This is a genomic window from Shewanella sp. cp20, assembly GCF_000832025.1.
Taxonomy (GTDB): domain Bacteria; phylum Pseudomonadota; class Gammaproteobacteria; order Enterobacterales; family Shewanellaceae; genus Shewanella.
In genome coordinates this window covers 58169-76428 of record NZ_JPII01000046.1, presented here as the reverse complement: position 1 = coordinate 76428, position 18260 = coordinate 58169, and the positions used below count along the sequence as shown (strand labels likewise).

General features: G+C 50.2%; 12 protein-coding genes and 1 pseudogene. 2 read left to right on the top strand and 11 right to left on the bottom strand.

All coding sequences use genetic code 11. From position 1 onward, the window contains the following. Positions 1-71: 71 nt before the first annotated feature. The 5 genes from DB48_RS14955 to topA form a co-directional block, all read right to left on the bottom strand. Positions 72-947: a putative ATP-dependent zinc protease gene (locus tag DB48_RS14955; RefSeq protein WP_052813803.1), complete on the bottom strand. Its 876-nt coding sequence runs from the start codon at positions 945-947 to the stop codon at positions 72-74. Positions 948-1014: 67 nt separating this feature from the next. Further along, positions 1015-1389, bottom strand: coding sequence for an STAS/SEC14 domain-containing protein (locus DB48_RS14950; RefSeq protein ID WP_041511031.1), 375 nt, complete (start codon positions 1387-1389; stop codon positions 1015-1017). Positions 1390-1955: 566 nt separating this feature from the next. Further along, positions 1956-2306, bottom strand: a complete 351-nt coding sequence (locus DB48_RS14940) for a DUF3802 family protein (protein WP_041511029.1) — start codon at positions 2304-2306, stop codon at positions 1956-1958. 119 nt (positions 2307-2425) lie between these two features. Then, positions 2426-3001, bottom strand: a complete 576-nt coding sequence (locus DB48_RS14935) for a YceI family protein (RefSeq protein ID WP_041511028.1) — start codon at positions 2999-3001, stop codon at positions 2426-2428. 199 nt (positions 3002-3200) lie between these two features. Further along, positions 3201-5861, bottom strand: coding sequence for a type I DNA topoisomerase (gene topA, locus DB48_RS14930; protein WP_041511027.1), 2661 nt, complete (start codon positions 5859-5861; stop codon positions 3201-3203). A 357-nt stretch (positions 5862-6218) separates the two neighbouring features. Between topA and astB the strand changes: the two genes are divergently transcribed. Next, a complete protein-coding gene (astB, locus tag DB48_RS14925; RefSeq protein WP_041511026.1) occupies positions 6219-7556 on the top strand; it encodes an N-succinylarginine dihydrolase in 1338 nt (445 codons plus the stop codon). A 144-nt stretch (positions 7557-7700) separates the two neighbouring features. Here the strand turns inward: astB and DB48_RS14920 are convergent, their stop codons facing one another. Next, on the bottom strand, positions 7701-10157 hold the full coding sequence (locus DB48_RS14920; RefSeq protein ID WP_041511025.1) for an Ig-like domain-containing protein: 2457 nt from the start codon (positions 10155-10157) through the stop codon (positions 7701-7703). Positions 10158-10373: 216 nt separating this feature from the next. On the opposite strand from DB48_RS14920, the pseudogene DB48_RS14915 reads away from it, so the two are divergent. Then, a pseudogene (locus DB48_RS14915) lies at positions 10374-11692 on the top strand (dicarboxylate/amino acid:cation symporter). A gap of 123 nt (positions 11693-11815) precedes the next feature. Here DB48_RS14915 and DB48_RS14910 read toward each other — a convergent pair. From DB48_RS14910 to htpG, 5 genes are all read right to left on the bottom strand, one after another. After that, positions 11816-13120 (bottom strand): inosine/guanosine kinase, encoded by a 1305-nt coding sequence (locus DB48_RS14910; protein ID WP_041511024.1) that lies wholly within the window; start codon positions 13118-13120, stop codon positions 11816-11818. 197 nt (positions 13121-13317) lie between these two features. Continuing rightward, on the bottom strand, positions 13318-14331 hold the full coding sequence (gene hemH, locus DB48_RS14905) for a ferrochelatase (RefSeq protein ID WP_041511023.1): 1014 nt from the start codon (positions 14329-14331) through the stop codon (positions 13318-13320). Positions 14332-14453: 122 nt separating this feature from the next. Then, complete coding sequence (gene adk / locus DB48_RS14900; protein WP_041511022.1) at positions 14454-15098, bottom strand: adenylate kinase; 645 nt, start codon at positions 15096-15098, stop codon at positions 14454-14456. Positions 15099-15294: 196 nt separating this feature from the next. Then, entirely contained in the window at positions 15295-16134 is an 840-nt protein-coding gene (locus DB48_RS14895; RefSeq protein ID WP_041511021.1) for a co-chaperone YbbN, read from the bottom strand. Between the two features lie 138 nt (positions 16135-16272). Beyond that, complete coding sequence (gene htpG / locus DB48_RS14890; RefSeq protein ID WP_041511020.1) at positions 16273-18192, bottom strand: molecular chaperone HtpG; 1920 nt, start codon at positions 18190-18192, stop codon at positions 16273-16275. Positions 18193-18260: the final 68 nt, after the last annotated feature.

Sequence of the window (18260 nt, the reverse complement as noted above, 5' to 3'; positions counted from 1 at the left end):
CCGCATGTATTCACATCCGGGGAGTAAACTTATTTATTAGTACGCTTTAGTGGTCAACAGGCCCTAATAGCTCACTGAGCCACATCGACCAGATAGTGGCCCTGCAACCAGTTACGACCGATTAACAGCTTGTTGGTCATCTTGGTACGGTCTCTGAGATTCACCTTGACCTTATATTCTCTACCCGGCTCGCCCACATTGAGTTCGACCATATAGCGCACCTCACTCCCCTGCGCGTTGCGAATGAGTGAGGTCTCGACGATACGGGCATGGACACGTTTTGTTTCACCTTTCTCATTTTCTGTGGTGAAAGAGAGCATCTTACCGACGTTTTGCTCCATGTCCGCTACGCCATTCTCCACCTTGAGATCGACCGCGTGCAGCGAATTTTCCACCGCGCCAGTATCGATACGGGTATCAAACAAGAGCCCGGTCTCTAAGATGCTGATGGGCGCTCTCGCGCCGATCAGACGCTTTTCGGCCACATCCACCACATACTTGCCTTTAAGCCAATTACGGCCAACCAGCAGCTTGTAATCCATGTGGCTTCTATCTCTAAGGTTCACCTTGACCTTACGACTATCACCATTAAAGCCAACGTGCATCTCTACCATATAGCGGGTCTCTGTCCCCTGAGAGTTACTCACGGTAGAGGTTTTGACTATCTTAGCGCTTAGACGCTTACGCTCGCCGGCGGCAGTTTCAGTGGTAAACCAGACCGTCTTACCCACGTTATCTTGCATCTTAGCTGCACTGCCCCCCTGGATCTCAAGGTCGAAGGCGTGCAGAGAGGTGTTACCGGCGCCAGTATCGATACGCGCCTGAAAGACGAGTCCGGCCTCATCGACCGACATCATAGCCGTCTGGCCGATCACGGCTTTATCTGCGCCATAGGCTGGTGCCAGAAGAAAAAATGCCACTAACACCAGCGCTTTAGAGGTCAACATTCTAAACATAAAAAATATCCTAATCCCTATGAAACAAAGCCGACTAAGTGTCGACTTCTCTGATATGTTAGTCCGGTGAACTCTCCCCCAACCAGCGCAGCGCCTCATCGGCCGCCTGACGGGCAAACACCTTGACCGGACATGGTGCCATATAGGCCATCACTTTAGCGGTATTGGCCACCCATTCGCTATCTGTGATGATGGCGACTCTGGAAAAGTCAGTCAAATGAAAGAAGCCTAATTTGGCATCATCCCACAAGGTCTCAACAGAAACCCCTTCAAATGCTTCACTAAATTCATACCAGAGTTTAATGGTTGAGTGATCTTGTAACTTTGACTCGATTGCCGGCACCAGAGTCTCGTCGTAGTCGGCGCGAGAGAGTACGCCCCTCGCCTTAACGGCCACGATATCATGGTGAAACCCCGAAAGCAGTTCGATCATCACTCGCTCCTTATAATACCAATCGTAATAAACAATTGATCATGCTAGCTTGTTAAAACGTTCGATAACTGTATTAGCATTTTTAATTGTAGAATAACTACTTATCTAAAAATCCTGCTTTGTTCTCAAGCGTTTTTCCTGCGCTATTTCTGATCACATGTTTACTGTGATTGGTATAACTTAATAAACAAAATGATAGACGAAAAGACAGAACAGAGTACAGGTACAGATACAGTGCACCAAATGCTCACTGAAATTGGGCCCTAATCGAATGTACCTGTAATGGCGCATAAACTGTACGCCTAACCAGACCAGGATAAAGGGCACAAAGGGCAATGAGATGACGAACGGAATAAACCCCCAGCCAAACCCCAAGGCATTGGCACTAAAGATCTGAAATACGACCCAAAACAACACCAGTATCCCATAGATAACAAAGTGTTGTTTACTGATAGAGGCTGCAGACATGCACACAAATTCCCAATTTCGCTCTTATGCTAACAGTAGGAATAAAGACTGACATTCTCAAGCAGTGAGTTGTAAACACCTGTTTCGGATTGCAAAAGCTAAGCTTGCATCTTGGCAATTTCCTGATCGAACAGATTTTTGATCAGTCCAGAAAACTCGGTAATAAACAGGGTCTGTTCTTGAGTGGCATTGTGATTGGCCACCTTGGCTAAGATCTCTTCCAAGTCATAGACGATGGCGTCGACTTCGCGAATCACCATGTTACGCTCGGCGAAGCTTAGGGACGGATTTTGGCCGCACACCATGATGATCTGTGCTGCCAGCTGCTCCTCAAACAATTCCATGACGGTGTCACCCGCAACCCCACCGGCTTCGGAGGACTCAAACAGGCCTAGATGCTCGGTAAGATATTGTATTAGATGTATGTATCCGTCTTTATCAGTAACCATTTTTTACCCTAAACACACGACTTATATATGAGCATGGTATAGCCCATGCTCAATATCCAGTTTCTATCGCCATTATGATATAAATCGAGTGTTCGATCTCGTTGTTAGTGCACGTTTTTCTATCGCTTTAAGGTCAGAACAAAAGAAACTGGTACCGCCTTGCTGATAGCGGGTAGACCGGCCAGCTCTCTGAGCTTCTCCACCCCTGGGGTCAGGCCAAAGTCACCAGCATTCACCACCAAAGGCGCCTCACTAGCCACCATCAACTTATCACTGGCCACCTTGGCCACGCTGACCATAACCGGCATGGTCTGCGTCTTGCCATGCAGGCTCACTTTGGCATCGACACTCATGGACATGATGCTCCCCACACTCGCCTTATCAATCGCTTGGCCGTCGAGACTAGCGCTTAACTCGACACTCGGGTACTGCGCGGTGTCGAATAATACCTCTTTCATGCGCTGATCGCGGATCTCCACATTGGTGACCACGCTATTGAGCGGAATTGACAGACTAAAGGCGCCGGCATCACTAAGCGTGCCGGAAACTTGACTAAAATGGTGCACCTCGGCGATGTCGCCTTTCTTGATTGAGATAAAGTTAACCCGCGAGCCCTGGTTACTCACCTGCCAATCGGCCGAATAGGCGTTTAAGCTTAACATCCCAAGTCCTGCTGCCATGATCAGTGTTTTCATTTTACGCTCCATTTTTAACCTTAAGTCCGTCGAAACCTCTGCGAAGAAAACCCAGCTAGTTTAATGATTAGCAAGGTAATCTTATCTATATTAGCCTAATACAAAAGATTATGAACCACTAATATTGCTACCAATAAAAAAGCCCTAACTCGGTTAGGGCTCTTAACAAGCGAATGACAGCCTGTCAGTTAGGCAGCGTCTAGGCCTTCTTCTTTGCCTTTGGTTTAGGTTTAGGCTTAGCCTTGGCTTCGCTGACCCACTTACCGTCGACATATTTAGCCGTCCAACCGGTCGCCTTGCCATCGACCTCTGTTGCCACGTACTGCTCCTTGGTCTTACGGCTAAAGCGCACAACCGCCTTATTGCCGTCATCATCGGTCACAGGCGCATCGGCCAGATACTGATACTTAGGCCATAGAAGCTCACGGTACTTCACCAGTTCTTCTACCAGCGGCGCTCGAGTCTCGCGGGATTTAGGGAAGGTGCTCGCGGCCATAAAGATCCCAGCGGCGCCGTCTCTCAGCACGAAATAGCCGTCTGACTTAGTGCATTTAAGCTCTGGTAAATGAATAGGGTCCTCTTTTGGCGGCGCTACCTCACCGTTTTTCAACAGTTTACGAGTATTCTTACACTCACTGTTGGTGCAGCCAAAATACTTACCGAAACGACCATTCTTCAGCTCCATATCATTGCCACAGCGGTCGCATTCGATAATTGGCCCTTCGTAACCCTTGATCTTAAACTGACCCTGCTCGACCTCGTAGCCATTACAGATAGGATTGTTACCACACACATGCAGCTTGCGCTTCTCATCGATGAGATAACTATCCATGGCCGTGCCACAAACGCCACATCTGTGTTTGGCCCGCAGCGCATCTGTCTCGGCATCTTCGCTGTTTTCGCTGACGGCCTCTTCACCCGGTGTCAGGTTCATGGTGGTCTTACAGCGTTCTTTCGGTGGCAGTGCATAGCCTGAGCAACCTAGGAACACGCCGGTTGTGCCCGTACGTATGCCCATTGGGCGTCCACAGGTAGGACAGGCGATATCGGTCAGCACCATCTCGTTAGGGCGCATGCCGCCCTCTTCTGGTGGTAACTCGGCCTTTTCAAGTTGTGCGGTCAGGCCCTTGTAGAAGTTGTCTAGCACCTTCTTCCATTCAAGCTGGCCCTGGGCCACATTATCCAGCGTCTGTTCCATGCCGGCGGTGAAATCGTAACTCATCAGCTCTTCGAAGCTGCCGATAAGGCTCTCGCTCACGATCTCGCCCATCTTCTCAGCGTAGAAACGACGATTCTCGACCTTCACATAACCACGATCTTGAATGGTAGAGATGATAGTCGCATAGGTAGATGGACGACCGATGCCGCGCTTCTCTAGTTCTTTCACCAGTGATGCTTCACTATAACGCGCCGGCGGCTTAGTGAAGTGCTGCTTGGGCGCCAACTCCTCGAGGGTCAACACATCGCCTTCGGCAACCAGCGGCAGAGTATTGTCTTCCTCGTTTTTCTTCTTAAGGGCGGTCTGAACTCGGGTCCAACCGTCAAACTTAAGGGTACGGCCACTGGCCTTGAGTTCGTAATCCCCTGCGGTCACTGTCAGGCGAGTCGCATCATATTTAGCGGGCGTCATCTGACAGGCAACGAATTGGCGCCAGATCAACTCATAGAGACGCTGAGCATCTCTTTCCATATCGGTGAGGCTGCTGGCACTGACGTTGACATTGGACGGACGGATCGCTTCGTGCGCCTCCTGAGCCCCCTCTTTACTGCCATAACGTATCGGCGCATCGGGCAGGTACTTGTCACCGTATTCCTTACCGATCATGTCACGCACGCTATCCAGCGCTTCCTGACTCAAGTTGGTCGAATCGGTACGCATATAGGTGATGTGACCCGCCTCGTAGAGACGCTGGGCCATCATCATGGTCTTCTTAACGCCAAACCCTAGGCGAGTACTGGCCGCCTGCTGCAGCGTTGAAGTAATAAAAGGCGCCGAAGGCTTGCTCGAGGTCGCTTTGACTTCCCGGCTACTGACCTGATACTTGCTATCTGTCAGTGCGTTAACCGCAACCATGGCTTGGCTTTCGTTTACAGGGTTAAAGTTTTCCCCATTGAACTTGGCCACCTGCATCTTAAGCCCTTCGTTACCTAGGGTGGTTAGCTGCGCATGAATGTCCCAGAACTCTTCTGGCACAAACGCCTTAATCTCGCTTTCGCGCTCAACCACCAAGCGAGTCGCAACAGATTGCACACGCCCGGCAGAGAGGCCGCGGGCCACTTTCTTCCACAGCAGGGGCGAAACCATAAAGCCTACGACACGGTCGAGGAAACGTCTCGCCTGCTGGGCATTTACCATGTTGGTGTTGAGCTGCGACGGATGACTGAATGCCTCTTGAATCGCACTCTTGGTGATCTCATTAAAGACGACGCGCTGATAACGCTCTGGGTCACCACCAATCACCTCTTGAAGATGCCATGCAATTGCCTCCCCCTCTCTATCCAAATCGGTTGCGAGGAAGATATGATCTGCATTTTCAGCAAGTGACTGTAACTCTTTGACGACTTTCTCTTTGCCCGGCAGGGTCTGATACTTAGCCTTCCAGCCTCGCTCGGGGTCGACCCCCATACGGGCAACCAAGGCTTTCTTCGCTTTGTCTGCCTTATATTTAGCCTTCTCTTCGGGGGACATCTTGCGCACTTCGGCGGGCGATTTCGTCGACGAACTGGCGTCACTGGAGGAGGAAGTCGGGAGATCACGGATGTGACCTACACTCGATTTTACGATGTAATCTTTGCCGAGATATTTGTTAATAGTCTTGGCTTTGGCCGGTGATTCGACAATAACTAGCGATTTACCCATAGAATGATCTGCGCCAAAAAGTCTCAAAATTCTTTAAATTGGCTCCATATATAGAGGGTTGTATCAATAGTTTCAAGCTAATCCCTGTTTTATTTGTTACGGCGAGCCAATTTTTAACCGTTTTTGAAAAAAATGTGAAAAATAATATTGCGTAATTAAAAACTAATATTTCATTATTCCCCAACTAGCAAGCAATACTTATGCATTTCTGAGCCAATATCACAGATAAGGCCCCAATCCCCTAGCTTGTTATGCCCTAAAGCTCAAGTATACTGGGGCACAAATTCAACGAATTACGGCGCCATCGCTAACCTGTTTTGGCGCCTATTAAAGCAATAATAACTTGAAGGATATGCAATGAAGCATTACGAAGCGAACTTTGATGGACTCGTCGGACCGACACATAATTATGCGGGCCTGTCATACGGTAATGTGGCTTCTTTAAATAACGCCGCCGCAATATCCAGCCCTAAGGCGGCTGCGAAGCAAGGACTCAAGAAGGCCAAGGCCCTCGCCGACTTAGGCCTGGCCCAAGGGATGCTTGCCCCTCAGGAGCGCCCAGATCTTCACACACTGCGCCGAATCGGTTTTTCTGGTACAGATGCCGAAGTACTAAATAAAGCCGCGAAACAGGCTCCTGCGCTTCTCAGAGCCTGCTGCAGTGCCTCAAGCATGTGGACCGCCAATGCCGCGACCGTGTCACCGAGTGCCGATACCCATGATGGTAAAATCCATTTCACCCCGGCAAATCTGGTAGACAAACTGCATCGCAGCATAGAGCCGGTGACAACGGGCAACATACTCGCTGCCACCTTCAATAATTCCCGCTACTTCCATCACCACCAGCACCTGCCTGAGCATGTGAGTTTCGGTGACGAAGGCGCGGCTAACCACACACGCCTGTGCAACGAATATGGGCATGCCGGCATCGAACTCTTCGTCTACGGCCAGGAAGCGACTAACCCGAGTGCGCCTAAGCCCAAGAAATATCCGGCGAGACAGACACTAGAGGCCTCACAAGCCATCGCCCGCCTGCATCAACTCGATGATGAAAGCAGCGTATTCATCCAGCAAAATCCTGATGTCATCGACCAAGGCGTATTCCACAACGATGTGATCGCCGTGGGTAACCAAAATGTGCTCTTCTATCACGAGCAGGCCTTTGTCGATACGCAAAAGAAACTGGCGGAGATTCAAGACAAGTTCAACGGTCACGAACTACACTTCGTTGAGGTGCCTACCGCCAAAGTGGGCATTCAGGATGCGGTGAAGAGCTACCTATTCAACACCCAAATCGTTACCCAGCCAAGCGGCGAGATGGCTATCATAGCGCCCACCAACTGCCAGGAAAATGAGGCCGTCCATGCCTACCTTAATGAGCTGGTCACCTTGGGCACACCGATCAAACAGGTGCACTATTTCGACGTGAAGCAGAGCATGCAAAACGGTGGCGGTCCCGCCTGTCTGCGTCTGCGTGTCGCCATGAACGAGACAGAGCTTGCCGCCGTCAACCCCAATACCCTGATGACAGATGAGCTGTTTAACAGGCTCAACCTCTGGGTCGACAAGCACTACCGCGATCAGCTAGCCATAGAAGACCTTGCCGATCCACAGCTCATCGTCGAGTCGCGCACCGCGCTGGATGAATTGACTCAGATCATGAAGCTAGGTAGCGTGTATCAGTTCCAGAAGTAGGTATTAATTACTAAGTTAGAATTGAAGAAGCCATCTGAAAAGATGGCTTTTTTAATGCCAAAACTAGCGAATTACTTTAGGAAGTCGATGATTCATCGACTCAATAAAAAAGGCGCCTTAAGCGCCTTTTTTAAACAGATAATATTAGAGAATATTAACTCCAATTGAGACTACCTGGGTAATCAGTCCACCAGGTGTTTCAACTTCGACGATAAACACACCTGTGTTAGGTTCATCTTCACCCTTCAAGGTAACGGTAAATTCACGGCCACCATTGTAATTAGTGCTCGGCCACACATACTCAGCTGAACTTACCACTGATCCTGCGCTTGTCTTAAAGCGAACCTTAGAACCTGCAGGCATCTGCTGGTTATGCAGATCTGATATGGTGAAAGATACGCTAGCAGCACCTTTACCTACGATATTGATGCTGCCGCCATAATGATCGCCATCTTTATCGCTAATCAGAATATCATCGGCAGCGGTCGCATAAGCCGTGCTGCCCGACATCACAATCACCAGGCTACGACGAACATACAGTGACTTAGAATCACTCACACCGTCTGCACAGCCTGCATGGACAGGATCTGAACACAGAACGCCATTGTACTTGCCATCTTTATCTTCAAACACGCCATTAGAGTTAAAGTCGATAAGCTCCTCGAGTGAGCCACCAATTTGCCCGCCTGTTTGTTGTGGGTTAAACAGACCATCTTCGTTGTAATCATTATAGGCATCGGTCAGATCGAACGACTGACCTGTTACATCTTTACCATTAGTAAACTCAGCCATTTCCGAGGCATCGAAGCGGCCATTACCGTTAAGATCTGGAAAGGACTCTTCACCAATCGCAGTCGCAGTCACTGTGGCGCGGCCGCCATACATCTGACCATAAACGTTGCCATATACCCCAAGTGTCGGGTAATAGATCAACGCCGCACTCGGATTGCGAACCATTGCACCGGCACCAGAGATGATGGTCTCACCTTCTGGGCGTGGCAATTGACTGGTCCAAGTCACTGAGCAGGCACCATTAACCGTCTGACAAGCATCTTCGATAGCACCACCTTCGGTCGTAAACGACACGGTTGTGCCATCGGGTACTGGGTTGTTAAAGGCATCAGCCATACGTGCAGTCACAACCACCTTAGTGCCATCCTCGTCCCAACCTTCGGCGTTAAGTACCGAGGCAGAAAGTGAGAAGCTGTCTTGATCAGGAATGCCGGTAGATACGATTAATTGACTCGACTGGCTTGAGATAGCTGGTACCGCACCATTATCAACGGTCGCGGTAACACGCAGTGATGTAGCCACTGTACCTGTAGTAACGACCGTCTGTACTATCCCTTCATTGTTAGTCGTTGCCTGCAGAGGTGAGATATCTACGCCGCCAACCTTAGTGTTGAGCGAGAACAATACATTCTGATTAGGAACAGGGTTACTGTTCTTATCTAACACCTTGAATTTCACCACAGAAGACTCTACGCCGCCCGTTCCTAGGATGGCGATATTCTGTGGCGTTGCCGAGTCAAATACGATACTACCAACATCGGCTTGCAGCACACTGAGCGTACCTGTTGCCGAAAGACTGATGCCACCGGCATTTGCCGTAACATTGATCTGATCTTCACCCACACACCCCTGAGCTCTATAGGTCGATGTCGCTACACCATTGCTCGATGATACCGGCGAGCTAATCTCGGCCTGAGCAGGAATCTTGGTCGCACAGGTTGAGGAGAAATTAACATCTACAGGCTGAGTAAAGGGATTTCCCTTATCATCTTGAATCAGAACAGAAATCGTTGCGGTACCACCTGCAGAAAGGGTTGCGGTACTGATCTCGGCCTTACCCTGAACAAAAGGATCGCCGCTCCCCATCACCACATTCGTCGCGCCGACAACAACGATAGTCTTGCCGACTTCATTAGTTGACAGACTGGCGGTGACTTCACCAGCCCCTAAGGAGCTGCCCGCGTAGATATCAACTGTCGCCTTTCCTTCAGAATCGGTCACGGCCGTCTTGATTGGGAGATCGCCAATAGTCGTCGCAAACGTCACAATTGTTGGCTTAGTGATGCCCGTTACTGTTGCAGTGATTTTCCCTGGCTCAAGGATGCTGATAGATTGAATAGGGTTACCGGCACCGTCGGTAAGGGACACTGAAACTTGCGCTCCACCGCCAGCTTCACCGCCATCACCCACCATGGTGACGTTCAACGATGCACTCTCGCCAGAGCTAGTGGTTGCAGTAATGGTTGCGCCGGTATTAATAGCCGCCGTATCCAGACGCACCTTGGCAATTCCGTCTGCATCGGTCGCTACCTCGCCCGTGCCGGGAGAGAAAGTACCATAAGTATCATTGTTTAGACTAAATGATACTAAGGTACTAACAGCTGCTCCGGTGGAATCTTTCACCTTAGCGGTGATCATCGCAGGTTCAGCCACTGAAATCTGCGTATTGTCGATAGATAATTCAATAGAGATAGTTGGCGGCGTCGGCGTACCACCCGAGCCATCGTCTGTGACATTCCCCCCGCCGCTACAGGCGACAATAAAAAGCATAAATAAATATGAGGTAAAAACTTTAAACGCTGACTTCATTGTCAGACTCCCTGTTACTCAGATTATCATTGAAAGCATCTGCTTATTACTTATAGGCTAACATTACACAATTTTCCCATAACTTTTCCATCACTAATCGCAATTAAGAGCGTAAAAGTGACAAAAACTTTAACTATTTAGCCATTTCATCACCTAGGGTTTCTTGCTAGGCTTTAGGTGCAAATTGAAAAGCATAAAAATAATACAGGAAGCACTATGGCTGGCACGCAAAACAAAAAAATTGGCCTCACCGGAAAAATACTCATAGGTATGGCTGGCGGCATTTTAATCGGGCTACTGCTACGCAGTTTCTTTCCCGGAAGTGAGTTTATCCAAGAATATATAACTGACGGCCTACTCAACGTCGTCGGCAGTATTTTTATCTCAAGTTTACAGATGTTGGTCGTCCCTTTAGTTTTCATCTCCTTGGTATGCGGCACCTGTTCATTGAGCGACCCATCATCCCTTGGCAGACTCGGCGGAAAAACCATCGCTTTTTATCTATTTACCACGGCTATCGCCCTCTCAATGGCCATTCTTGTTGCCCTGCTCGTCCATCCTGGAAACGCCTCACTAGCAGCAGAAAACATGCAGTACAGTGTTAAGGAGGCTCCTAGCCTTTCCAATGTATTGATCAACCTGGTTCCCCGTAACCCGATACAAGCGATGACAGAGGGGAATATGCTGCAGATCATCATCTTTGCGGTGATATTTGGCTTTGCGATCTCTCATATTGGCGAGCGCGGCAGACGCTATCGGCATTATTTAACGACTTAAATGAAGTGATCATGCGCGTGGTCACCCTCATCATGCAACTGGCTCCCTATGGTATATTTGCCCTCATGGGTAAACTCGCCTTAACCTTGGGTCTGGAAACCTTTGAGAGTGTGGTTAAATATTTCGCAGTGGTGCTGGCAGTATTATTAGTGCACGCCTTTGTGAGCTATCCAGTCCTATTAAAACTCTTCTCCGGATTAAGCCCCATCACCTTTATTCGTAAACTGCGAGATGTACAGCTATTCGCCTTTAGCACGGCAAGCTCAAATGCCACGCTGCCGGTTACCCTAGAGACCGCCGAGCACCGCCTTGGGGTCGATAACAAGGTCGCCTCATTCACTCTGCCTCTCGGCGCAACCATAAACATGGACGGCACGGCGATTATGCAAGGTGTCGCCACAGTGTTTATCGCCCAGGTATTTGGTATCGATCTCACTATCACCGATTACGCCATGGTGGTAGTAACCGCAACCCTAGCCTCTATCGGTACGGCCGGTGTTCCAGGTGTCGGCCTTATCATGCTAGCCATGGTGCTGAATCAGGTGGGTCTGCCCGTCGAAGGTATCGCCCTTATCATGGGGGTCGACAGATTGCTGGATATGGTGCGTACTGCCGTTAACGTTACCGGCGATTCGGTAGCGACGGTTATCATCGCTAAATCGGAAAATGCCTTTAACCAGGAAACATTCGATGATCCTCAGGCGGGTAAGACGGCAGGTAGCTTCGTCGATCAGGTAAATGCCGAGCTGAAAGAGTAAAGCCTAATACAGGCTTTAAACCGGCACATTAAAAACGAAAAAAGGCGTCCAACGGACGCCTTTTTGTTATCTGTGCACTTCAAGAGCCTCGCTAAAACAGCCTCATCAAATGCAACCTTAGCCCTACCGTTCCCAATAGGCTTCTTCTAAGCTGTCTTCCCGCTCTGGCAGACCACGAGACAAGCGTGGACTGTGCTGAGCCAGCACCTCATAGGCCACGCGGTTGGCATACTTACAGATCTGTGAGAAAGAGGAATAACACAGGCCATCGCGCTTATGCTTGCTCGAACCCGGCACATTAGCCTTGTGATAGGTATTAGAGGCAAGGTCGTGCAGCAGCGCCGCCAATGCCCCGTCACCCGCGCCATTAGTGTTACGGATAATTTCGGGGCCGCCCATGTAAGGCGAGATATGAGCGAACACCTTGATTGGTGTCTGGCAATCACGCTTTAGCTTAGGCCTTGAGAACTCGTAACGGTTAAATTCTGGGATCGCACCTGGCAGCAGAGTATGGCTGGTTTCACGCTTCTCCGAATCCTCGGTATAACCTGAGGTATAGAGCCCCAATGGCCCCGCAGTGGTGAGCACCATATCACACCACTCAAGCGCTGCATTGCTGGCGCTCAAGGGATCTTTAAAGCCGGTCAGGGCTTCGCCTTCATCTTCATTCATCGCAAGGATAGTGACATTTTCCTTAATGAATTCTATCCACCACTGCGGATCTTCTTCGATAAGGAAACGTGTACCTAACGTCAGCACCACTGGAACCTCAGCGGCCTTGGCGTATTCAATGGCTTTTAACGCCGCATCGGTGATCTTGTCGCCGCCACTGGCGCGCATCAGGTAGGCCGTCAGCACTAACGCCGAAGAGGTTTGCACTATCTCCTGGTCGATATATTCCGGCGTCAGCTTATCCATCGAACCCTTGCTGATGGCGAAGGTGCGCTCGCCACATTCAGATATCAAGGTAAAGCAACGGCCAATCGGCCCATCGACCGGCTGCAGAAAATTAAGATCCACTTTAGATGAAGTATTACACAGATAACGATAGGCGTAGCTGCCCACTTCGATATGGTTACTCATCACGCCAAACAATACCGAGCGATCGTCGGCCAGGATAGAATAGTTGTGTACCGTGTTACCTATGGTACCGCCGGCAAATTCATCGCTGATCAGCTCAGAAGTTTTCAGTTCGGTATAGAGCTGATGCGCCTTCTCGTCATCGATAAGTGTCGAATTTCCTTTCGGCAAGGCGTAACGACTAAGCAGCTCGTCGCCCACTTTGGCCTCGATATCGACAAGCGTCTGATCGATTCCACTGATGTGGGTAGAAATATGCTGCGGTTGCAGCGTTAACTGCGCCAATAATGGATCGCGATTCTTAACTGGAAAGTAATGTTTCGACTTACGTTGACCGGGAAACTTCATAAGGAACTCACTCTAATGCATCCATGCAGAATCAAATAAGAATAGGCAGCACACTAGACCCCCTTAGTCTGCTGTCTATCAGGCCGCGTGGTGATTTATGCAACGCGGGCACCTTCGCCATAAAAATTCGGCGGCGGATCGTACCATATAAAATAGCATCGGGCAGTGATTTATGCCGTTAACACACGATTCTTTGCTTAAGATTTAAGCCAACACGCCGCCTGCTCGGTAACCAGGTCTGCTAGTAATTGCATATGAGCCTCATCATCGTTCAGACAAGGGATAAAATGATAGGCCTCCCCGCCCGCCTCGATAAAGCTCTCTTTGCCGCCAATCGAGATCTCTTCAAGCGTCTCTAAACAATCTACCGCGAAGGCCGGGCAGAGAATATCCACTCGTTTAACCCCTTGGCTTGGCAGGCTCTCAAGCAGCGCGTCGGTTGCTGGCGTCAGCCACTCCTCTTTACCAAATTTCGATTGGAAACAGAGGCGCCACTGGGATTCAGATAATCCTAATGCCTCGGCCAATAGCTTGGCCGTTTGTTGGCACTGTGCCTGATAAGGGTCGCCCTCGGTCACATAACGCAGTGGCACACCATGAAAGGACATTAATAGGCAATCGCCCTGTCCCTTTTCTTGCCAGTGACGCCGCACAGAGTCAGCCAATGCCGCGATATAGGCAGGATGGCTAAAATATTCTTTACTAAAGCGCGTCTCGGGATAGTTACGACGTTGCTTGTAATCGCTGGCGATGGCATCAAATACCGGAGCCACTGTCGAGCAGGAATATTGTGGGTACAGAGGGAGCACCACCAGGCGCTCGACGCCCTTGGCCAGCAGCTTATCGATACCCGCGCGCAACGAAGGATTGCCATAACTCATCCCCAACTCAACCGGAATATCACGACCATGACGCGCTTTAAGTATCTCGCTTAGCGCCTCACGTTGACGCTCGCTGATCACCATCAGCGGCGAGCCTTCTGGCCACCAGATAGACTCATAGAGCTTGGCCACCGCCTTGGGGCGAGTATTTAAGATGATACCATTGAGTATGGGTTTCCAGATCCAGGGGCTTAAGTCGACCACGCGCGGGTCGCTGAGAAACTGTTTCAGGAACTGCCTAACATCTTTAGGGGTTGGCGTATCTGGCGTGCCGAGATTAACCAGCAAGACACCAAGTTTGGCGGGAGATAAGTTGTGGACTTTGTTCAAGAATTACTCTACTCATATTCTCTGACAAGGATAGCGATAGGCTAGCACCCACCCTGACATAAAAAAAGCCCACCTAGGTGGGCTTTTTCAAATATGAGAAGCAGCTCATTAAAGGAGCCGGCTTAGCCAATCGCCTTAACGATAGCCTCGCTCACGTCGCCAACACTCTGAGTGCCGTCGAACTTGTTGTAGGTCAGTTTGCCTTGCTCGGCAACCTTACCATAGTACTCAACCAGTGGCTTAGTCTGCTCATGGTAGATGCCAAGGCGCTTACGCACAGTGCTCTCTTCGTCATCGGGACGAATCGCCAGCTCTTCGCCAGTCACATCATCTTTGCCTTCCACTTTAGGTGGGTTATAAACGATGTGATAAACACGGCCAGAACCTGGGTGAACACGACGACCGCTCATACGCTTAACGATCTCTTCGTCTGGCACGTCAATTTCAATCACGTGATCGATATCGATACCGCTAGCCGCCATCGCATCGGCCTGAGGAATGGTGCGAGGGAAACCGTCAAGCAGGAAACCCTTGGCGCAATCGTCCTGGGCGATACGCTCTTTAACCAGTCCAATAATCAGCTCATCAGAAACCAACTGTCCTGCATCCATCACTTTCTTCGCTTCGAGACCCAGAGGCGTTCCCGCTTTAACGGCTGCACGGAGCATGTCGCCCGTAGAAATTTGTGGCACGCCGTATTTTTCCATGATGAATTGGGCTTGAGTACCTTTACCGGCACCTGGGGCACCTAATAGCATAATGCGCATCTGAGAGTCCTCTTATTTCGCATAGATTTGATTATTAGTTTTATCATTGGGCGGCGATCTTCGCACAAATGGCCGTCCATTTGAAGGGCTGTATGGCCAGTTTTAATTCGACTTTAGGCTGATACCACACATACCACCTTATAAAGCATATAGGCCAGCATATATCACTAACATACTGGCACGATGCAGAGATGCCTTAGTAGAGCAAGGTGTATAATTTGCGGCGATATTGATTGGCCACGGCATGTCCCTGACCCAGTGCGGTAAGGATCTCCATGAAAAGCTGCTTAATCTCACCCTGGTGAGCCTGCAGATCTGTCTTTAATACCAGATAGAGTCGCTCGAGTGCCTCCTCGTCACGTTTGGCACTATGTAGCGCCTTAGCAAGTGACAAGAGCTTGGCATAATCGCTGGGATTTTGTTCAACCTCTTCCAGCAGGCCTCTGATCTCGGGCGTATCGGCGGCGTCCAACGCCAGCGAAAGCTTCGCCTTGAGGCTCTGATAGTAGGCGTCTTGGTCGGCGAGACCTATAGCGTCAAGCAGCACCTTGGCCTGATTGATATCGGCAACGGCGAGCAGCGCATCGGCATACACCAAAGAGACTTCTGCCGTCTGACACTCCTGATAGGCTTGTTTTAACAGTGGCAGTGCCCCTTCGGCATCGCCCTGAGCAAGTTGTACCTTGGCTTGATTAAGGGCGACTTGCCAGGCCTTGGGCAGATGCTGGTCGAGTAACGCCTCGATCTGCACCGCCTCCTGCAGGCCGGCAAAGCCATCGACCGGTTTGCCCTCTTTTAATACCAGAGTAGTCGGCAGGCTCTGGATCTGAAAATAGTTGGCTATCTCCATCTCCTGATCGCAGTTGACCTTGGCCAGTACGAAACGCCCCTGCGCCGCGATCTGGTTCAACGTCTGCATCAGCTGCAGGCTCTCTGGGCTCTGCTGGCTCCAGAAGGCCATGACAACCACCTGCTGCATGGAGGCGTCGACCACCTGCTGAATGTTTTCTTTAGTTAAATCCAATACCGAATCCATAATGTCTCTTTACCTGAGAGTGCTCTTTACTTTAAGAGTGTCTCTTTATCTGAGAGCGCATGCCTCATTTCGTGAGTTAGCGATAAGTAGATAACATAAGAGGCAGTCAAACTGCCTCTTACTTACTCTAGCTTAGATTTATTTTAAGCTGGCTAACAACATCTTGTTCATCAGTTTGATGAAGGCAGACGGGTCGGCCAGGCTGCCTTTCTCAGACAGTTGTGCCTGCTGCAGTAAGAGCTCGGCCCACTGACCAAATAGCGCTTCATCTTGCTCGCTATCCAGACGCTTCACCAGTGGATGCTCGGGGTTGAGCTCAAACACAGGCTTGCTTTCTGGTACGGCCTGACCGGCGGCTTGCATCAGCTTGATCATCTGCGACGACATTTCGCCGGCGCCGGCGACCACACAGGCAGGGGTATCGGTGAGACGACTGGTCACCTTAACCTCGGCCACCTTATCCCCCAGCACCTCTTTAACGCGCTTCACTAAACCTTCAGATTCAGTCTCCAGCTTCTCCTGCGCCTCTTTCTCGGCGGCGTCTTCCAGCTCGCCAAGTTCCAGGTCGCCACGGGTCACTGAGTGCAGCTGCTTGCCGTCAAACTCGGTGAGATGGTTGATCAACCATTCGTCGATACGCTCTGACATCAAGAGCACCTCGATGCCTTTCTTACGCAGCAACTCGAGATGCGGGCTGTTAGCCGCCGCCTCATGGCTATCGGCAACGATGTAGTAGATCTTGCTTTGGCCTTCCTTCATGCGCTCAACATAGTCGCTCAATGATACGGTATGAGCCGCTTCATTGGTGTGAGTCGAGGCAAAGCGCAGCAGACCGGCGATCTTCTCCTTGTTGGCGAAATCTTCCGCCGGTCCTTCTTTCAATACCTGACCAAACTCGGCCCAGAAGGTTTGATACTTCTCGGGATCGTTCTTAGCCAGTTTCTCTAGCATGCCCAGTACGCGCTTGGTCACAGCTGTGCGCAGCGCCGTGGTGATCTTGTTATCTTGCAAGATCTCACGCGACACGTTTAGCGGTAGATCATTAGAGTCAATAAGACCCTGCACAAAACGCAGGTAGCTTGGCATAAACTGCTCGGCATCATCCATCACGAATACACGCTGAACGAAGAGCTTGAGGCCATGTTTACGGTCACGGTTCCACAGATCCCAAGGTGCCTTCGATGGTATGTACAGCAGGCTGGTGTACTCCTGCTTACCCTCGACACGGTTATGGCTCCACAGTAACGGGTCGGTAAAATCATGGGAGATATGCTTATAGAACTCTTGATACTCTTCGTCGCTGACATCGCTCTTGTTGCGGGTCCACAGCGCGGTAGCCTTGTTCATCGCCTGCCAGTGTCCTTCGGTCGCTGGAATGGCTTCACCGCCCTCCTCACTCGCTTCCTGGGCTGGCGTGCCTTCTTGCCACATCTCTACCGGTACCGAGATATGATCTGAGTATTTGGTGATGATAGAGCGCAGACGATAATCACTGGCAAACTCTTTCTCTTCTTCACGAAGGTGTAGGATGATCTCTGTACCGCGACTCTCTTTGACGATATTTTCGACGGTGAATTCGCCCTCACCGGCCGATTCCCACTGCACCGCCTCATCGGCCGCGTGACCAGCGGCGCGAGTGCGCACCGTGACCTTGTCGGCGACGATGAAGGCCGAGTAGAAGCCCACACCAAACTGACCGATCAGCTGTGAGTCTTTAGACTCATCACCCGATAGATTCTTAAAAAATTCCGCGGTGCCAGATTTGGCAATGGTACCCAGATGCTCGATCACGCCATCGCGTGTCATACCGATACCATTGTCTTCGATGGTCACTGTGCCCTTCTCGCTATCGGCACTGACACGCACGCGCAGCTCACCATCGCCTTCATAAAGCTCATCTTTTGTCAGAGCTTCGTAGCGAAGTTTATCGGCCGCATCGGCGGCGTTAGAGACCAATTCACGCAAGAAAATCTCTTTATTAGAATATAAAGAGTGGATCATCAAATTTAGGAGTTGTTTGACTTCTGTTTGAAAGCCATGGGTTTCTTGATGTGACATGGATGTTTCCTTCTCTATTTCACAAAAACGCTTATGGCAATAGAGATGGGGCTGGATTTTGACTTTTC

Excerpts from the sequence above, each read along its gene's own strand:
- DB48_RS14940 (WP_041511029.1), bottom strand. The coding sequence starts at position 2,306 with ATGGTTACTGATAAAGACGGATACATACATCTAATACAATATCTTACC.
- adk (WP_041511022.1), bottom strand. The coding sequence starts at position 15,098 with ATGCGCATTATGCTATTAGGTGCCCCAGGTGCCGGTAAAGGTACTCAA.
- htpG (WP_041511020.1), bottom strand. The coding sequence starts at position 18,192 with ATGTCACATCAAGAAACCCATGGCTTTCAAACAGAAGTCAAACAACTC.
- DB48_RS14955 (WP_052813803.1), bottom strand. The coding sequence starts at position 947 with ATGTTGACCTCTAAAGCGCTGGTGTTAGTGGCATTTTTTCTTCTGGCA.
- DB48_RS14910 (WP_041511024.1), bottom strand. The coding sequence starts at position 13,120 with ATGAAGTTTCCCGGTCAACGTAAGTCGAAACATTACTTTCCAGTTAAG.
- DB48_RS14895 (WP_041511021.1), bottom strand. The coding sequence starts at position 16,134 with ATGGATTCGGTATTGGATTTAACTAAAGAAAACATTCAGCAGGTGGTC.
- DB48_RS14950 (WP_041511031.1), bottom strand. The coding sequence starts at position 1,389 with ATGATCGAACTGCTTTCGGGGTTTCACCATGATATCGTGGCCGTTAAG.
- astB (WP_041511026.1), top strand. The coding sequence starts at position 6,219 with ATGAAGCATTACGAAGCGAACTTTGATGGACTCGTCGGACCGACACAT.
- DB48_RS14920 (WP_041511025.1), bottom strand. The coding sequence starts at position 10,157 with ATGAAGTCAGCGTTTAAAGTTTTTACCTCATATTTATTTATGCTTTTT.
- topA (WP_041511027.1), bottom strand. The coding sequence starts at position 5,861 with ATGGGTAAATCGCTAGTTATTGTCGAATCACCGGCCAAAGCCAAGACT.
- DB48_RS14935 (WP_041511028.1), bottom strand. The coding sequence starts at position 3,001 with ATGAAAACACTGATCATGGCAGCAGGACTTGGGATGTTAAGCTTAAAC.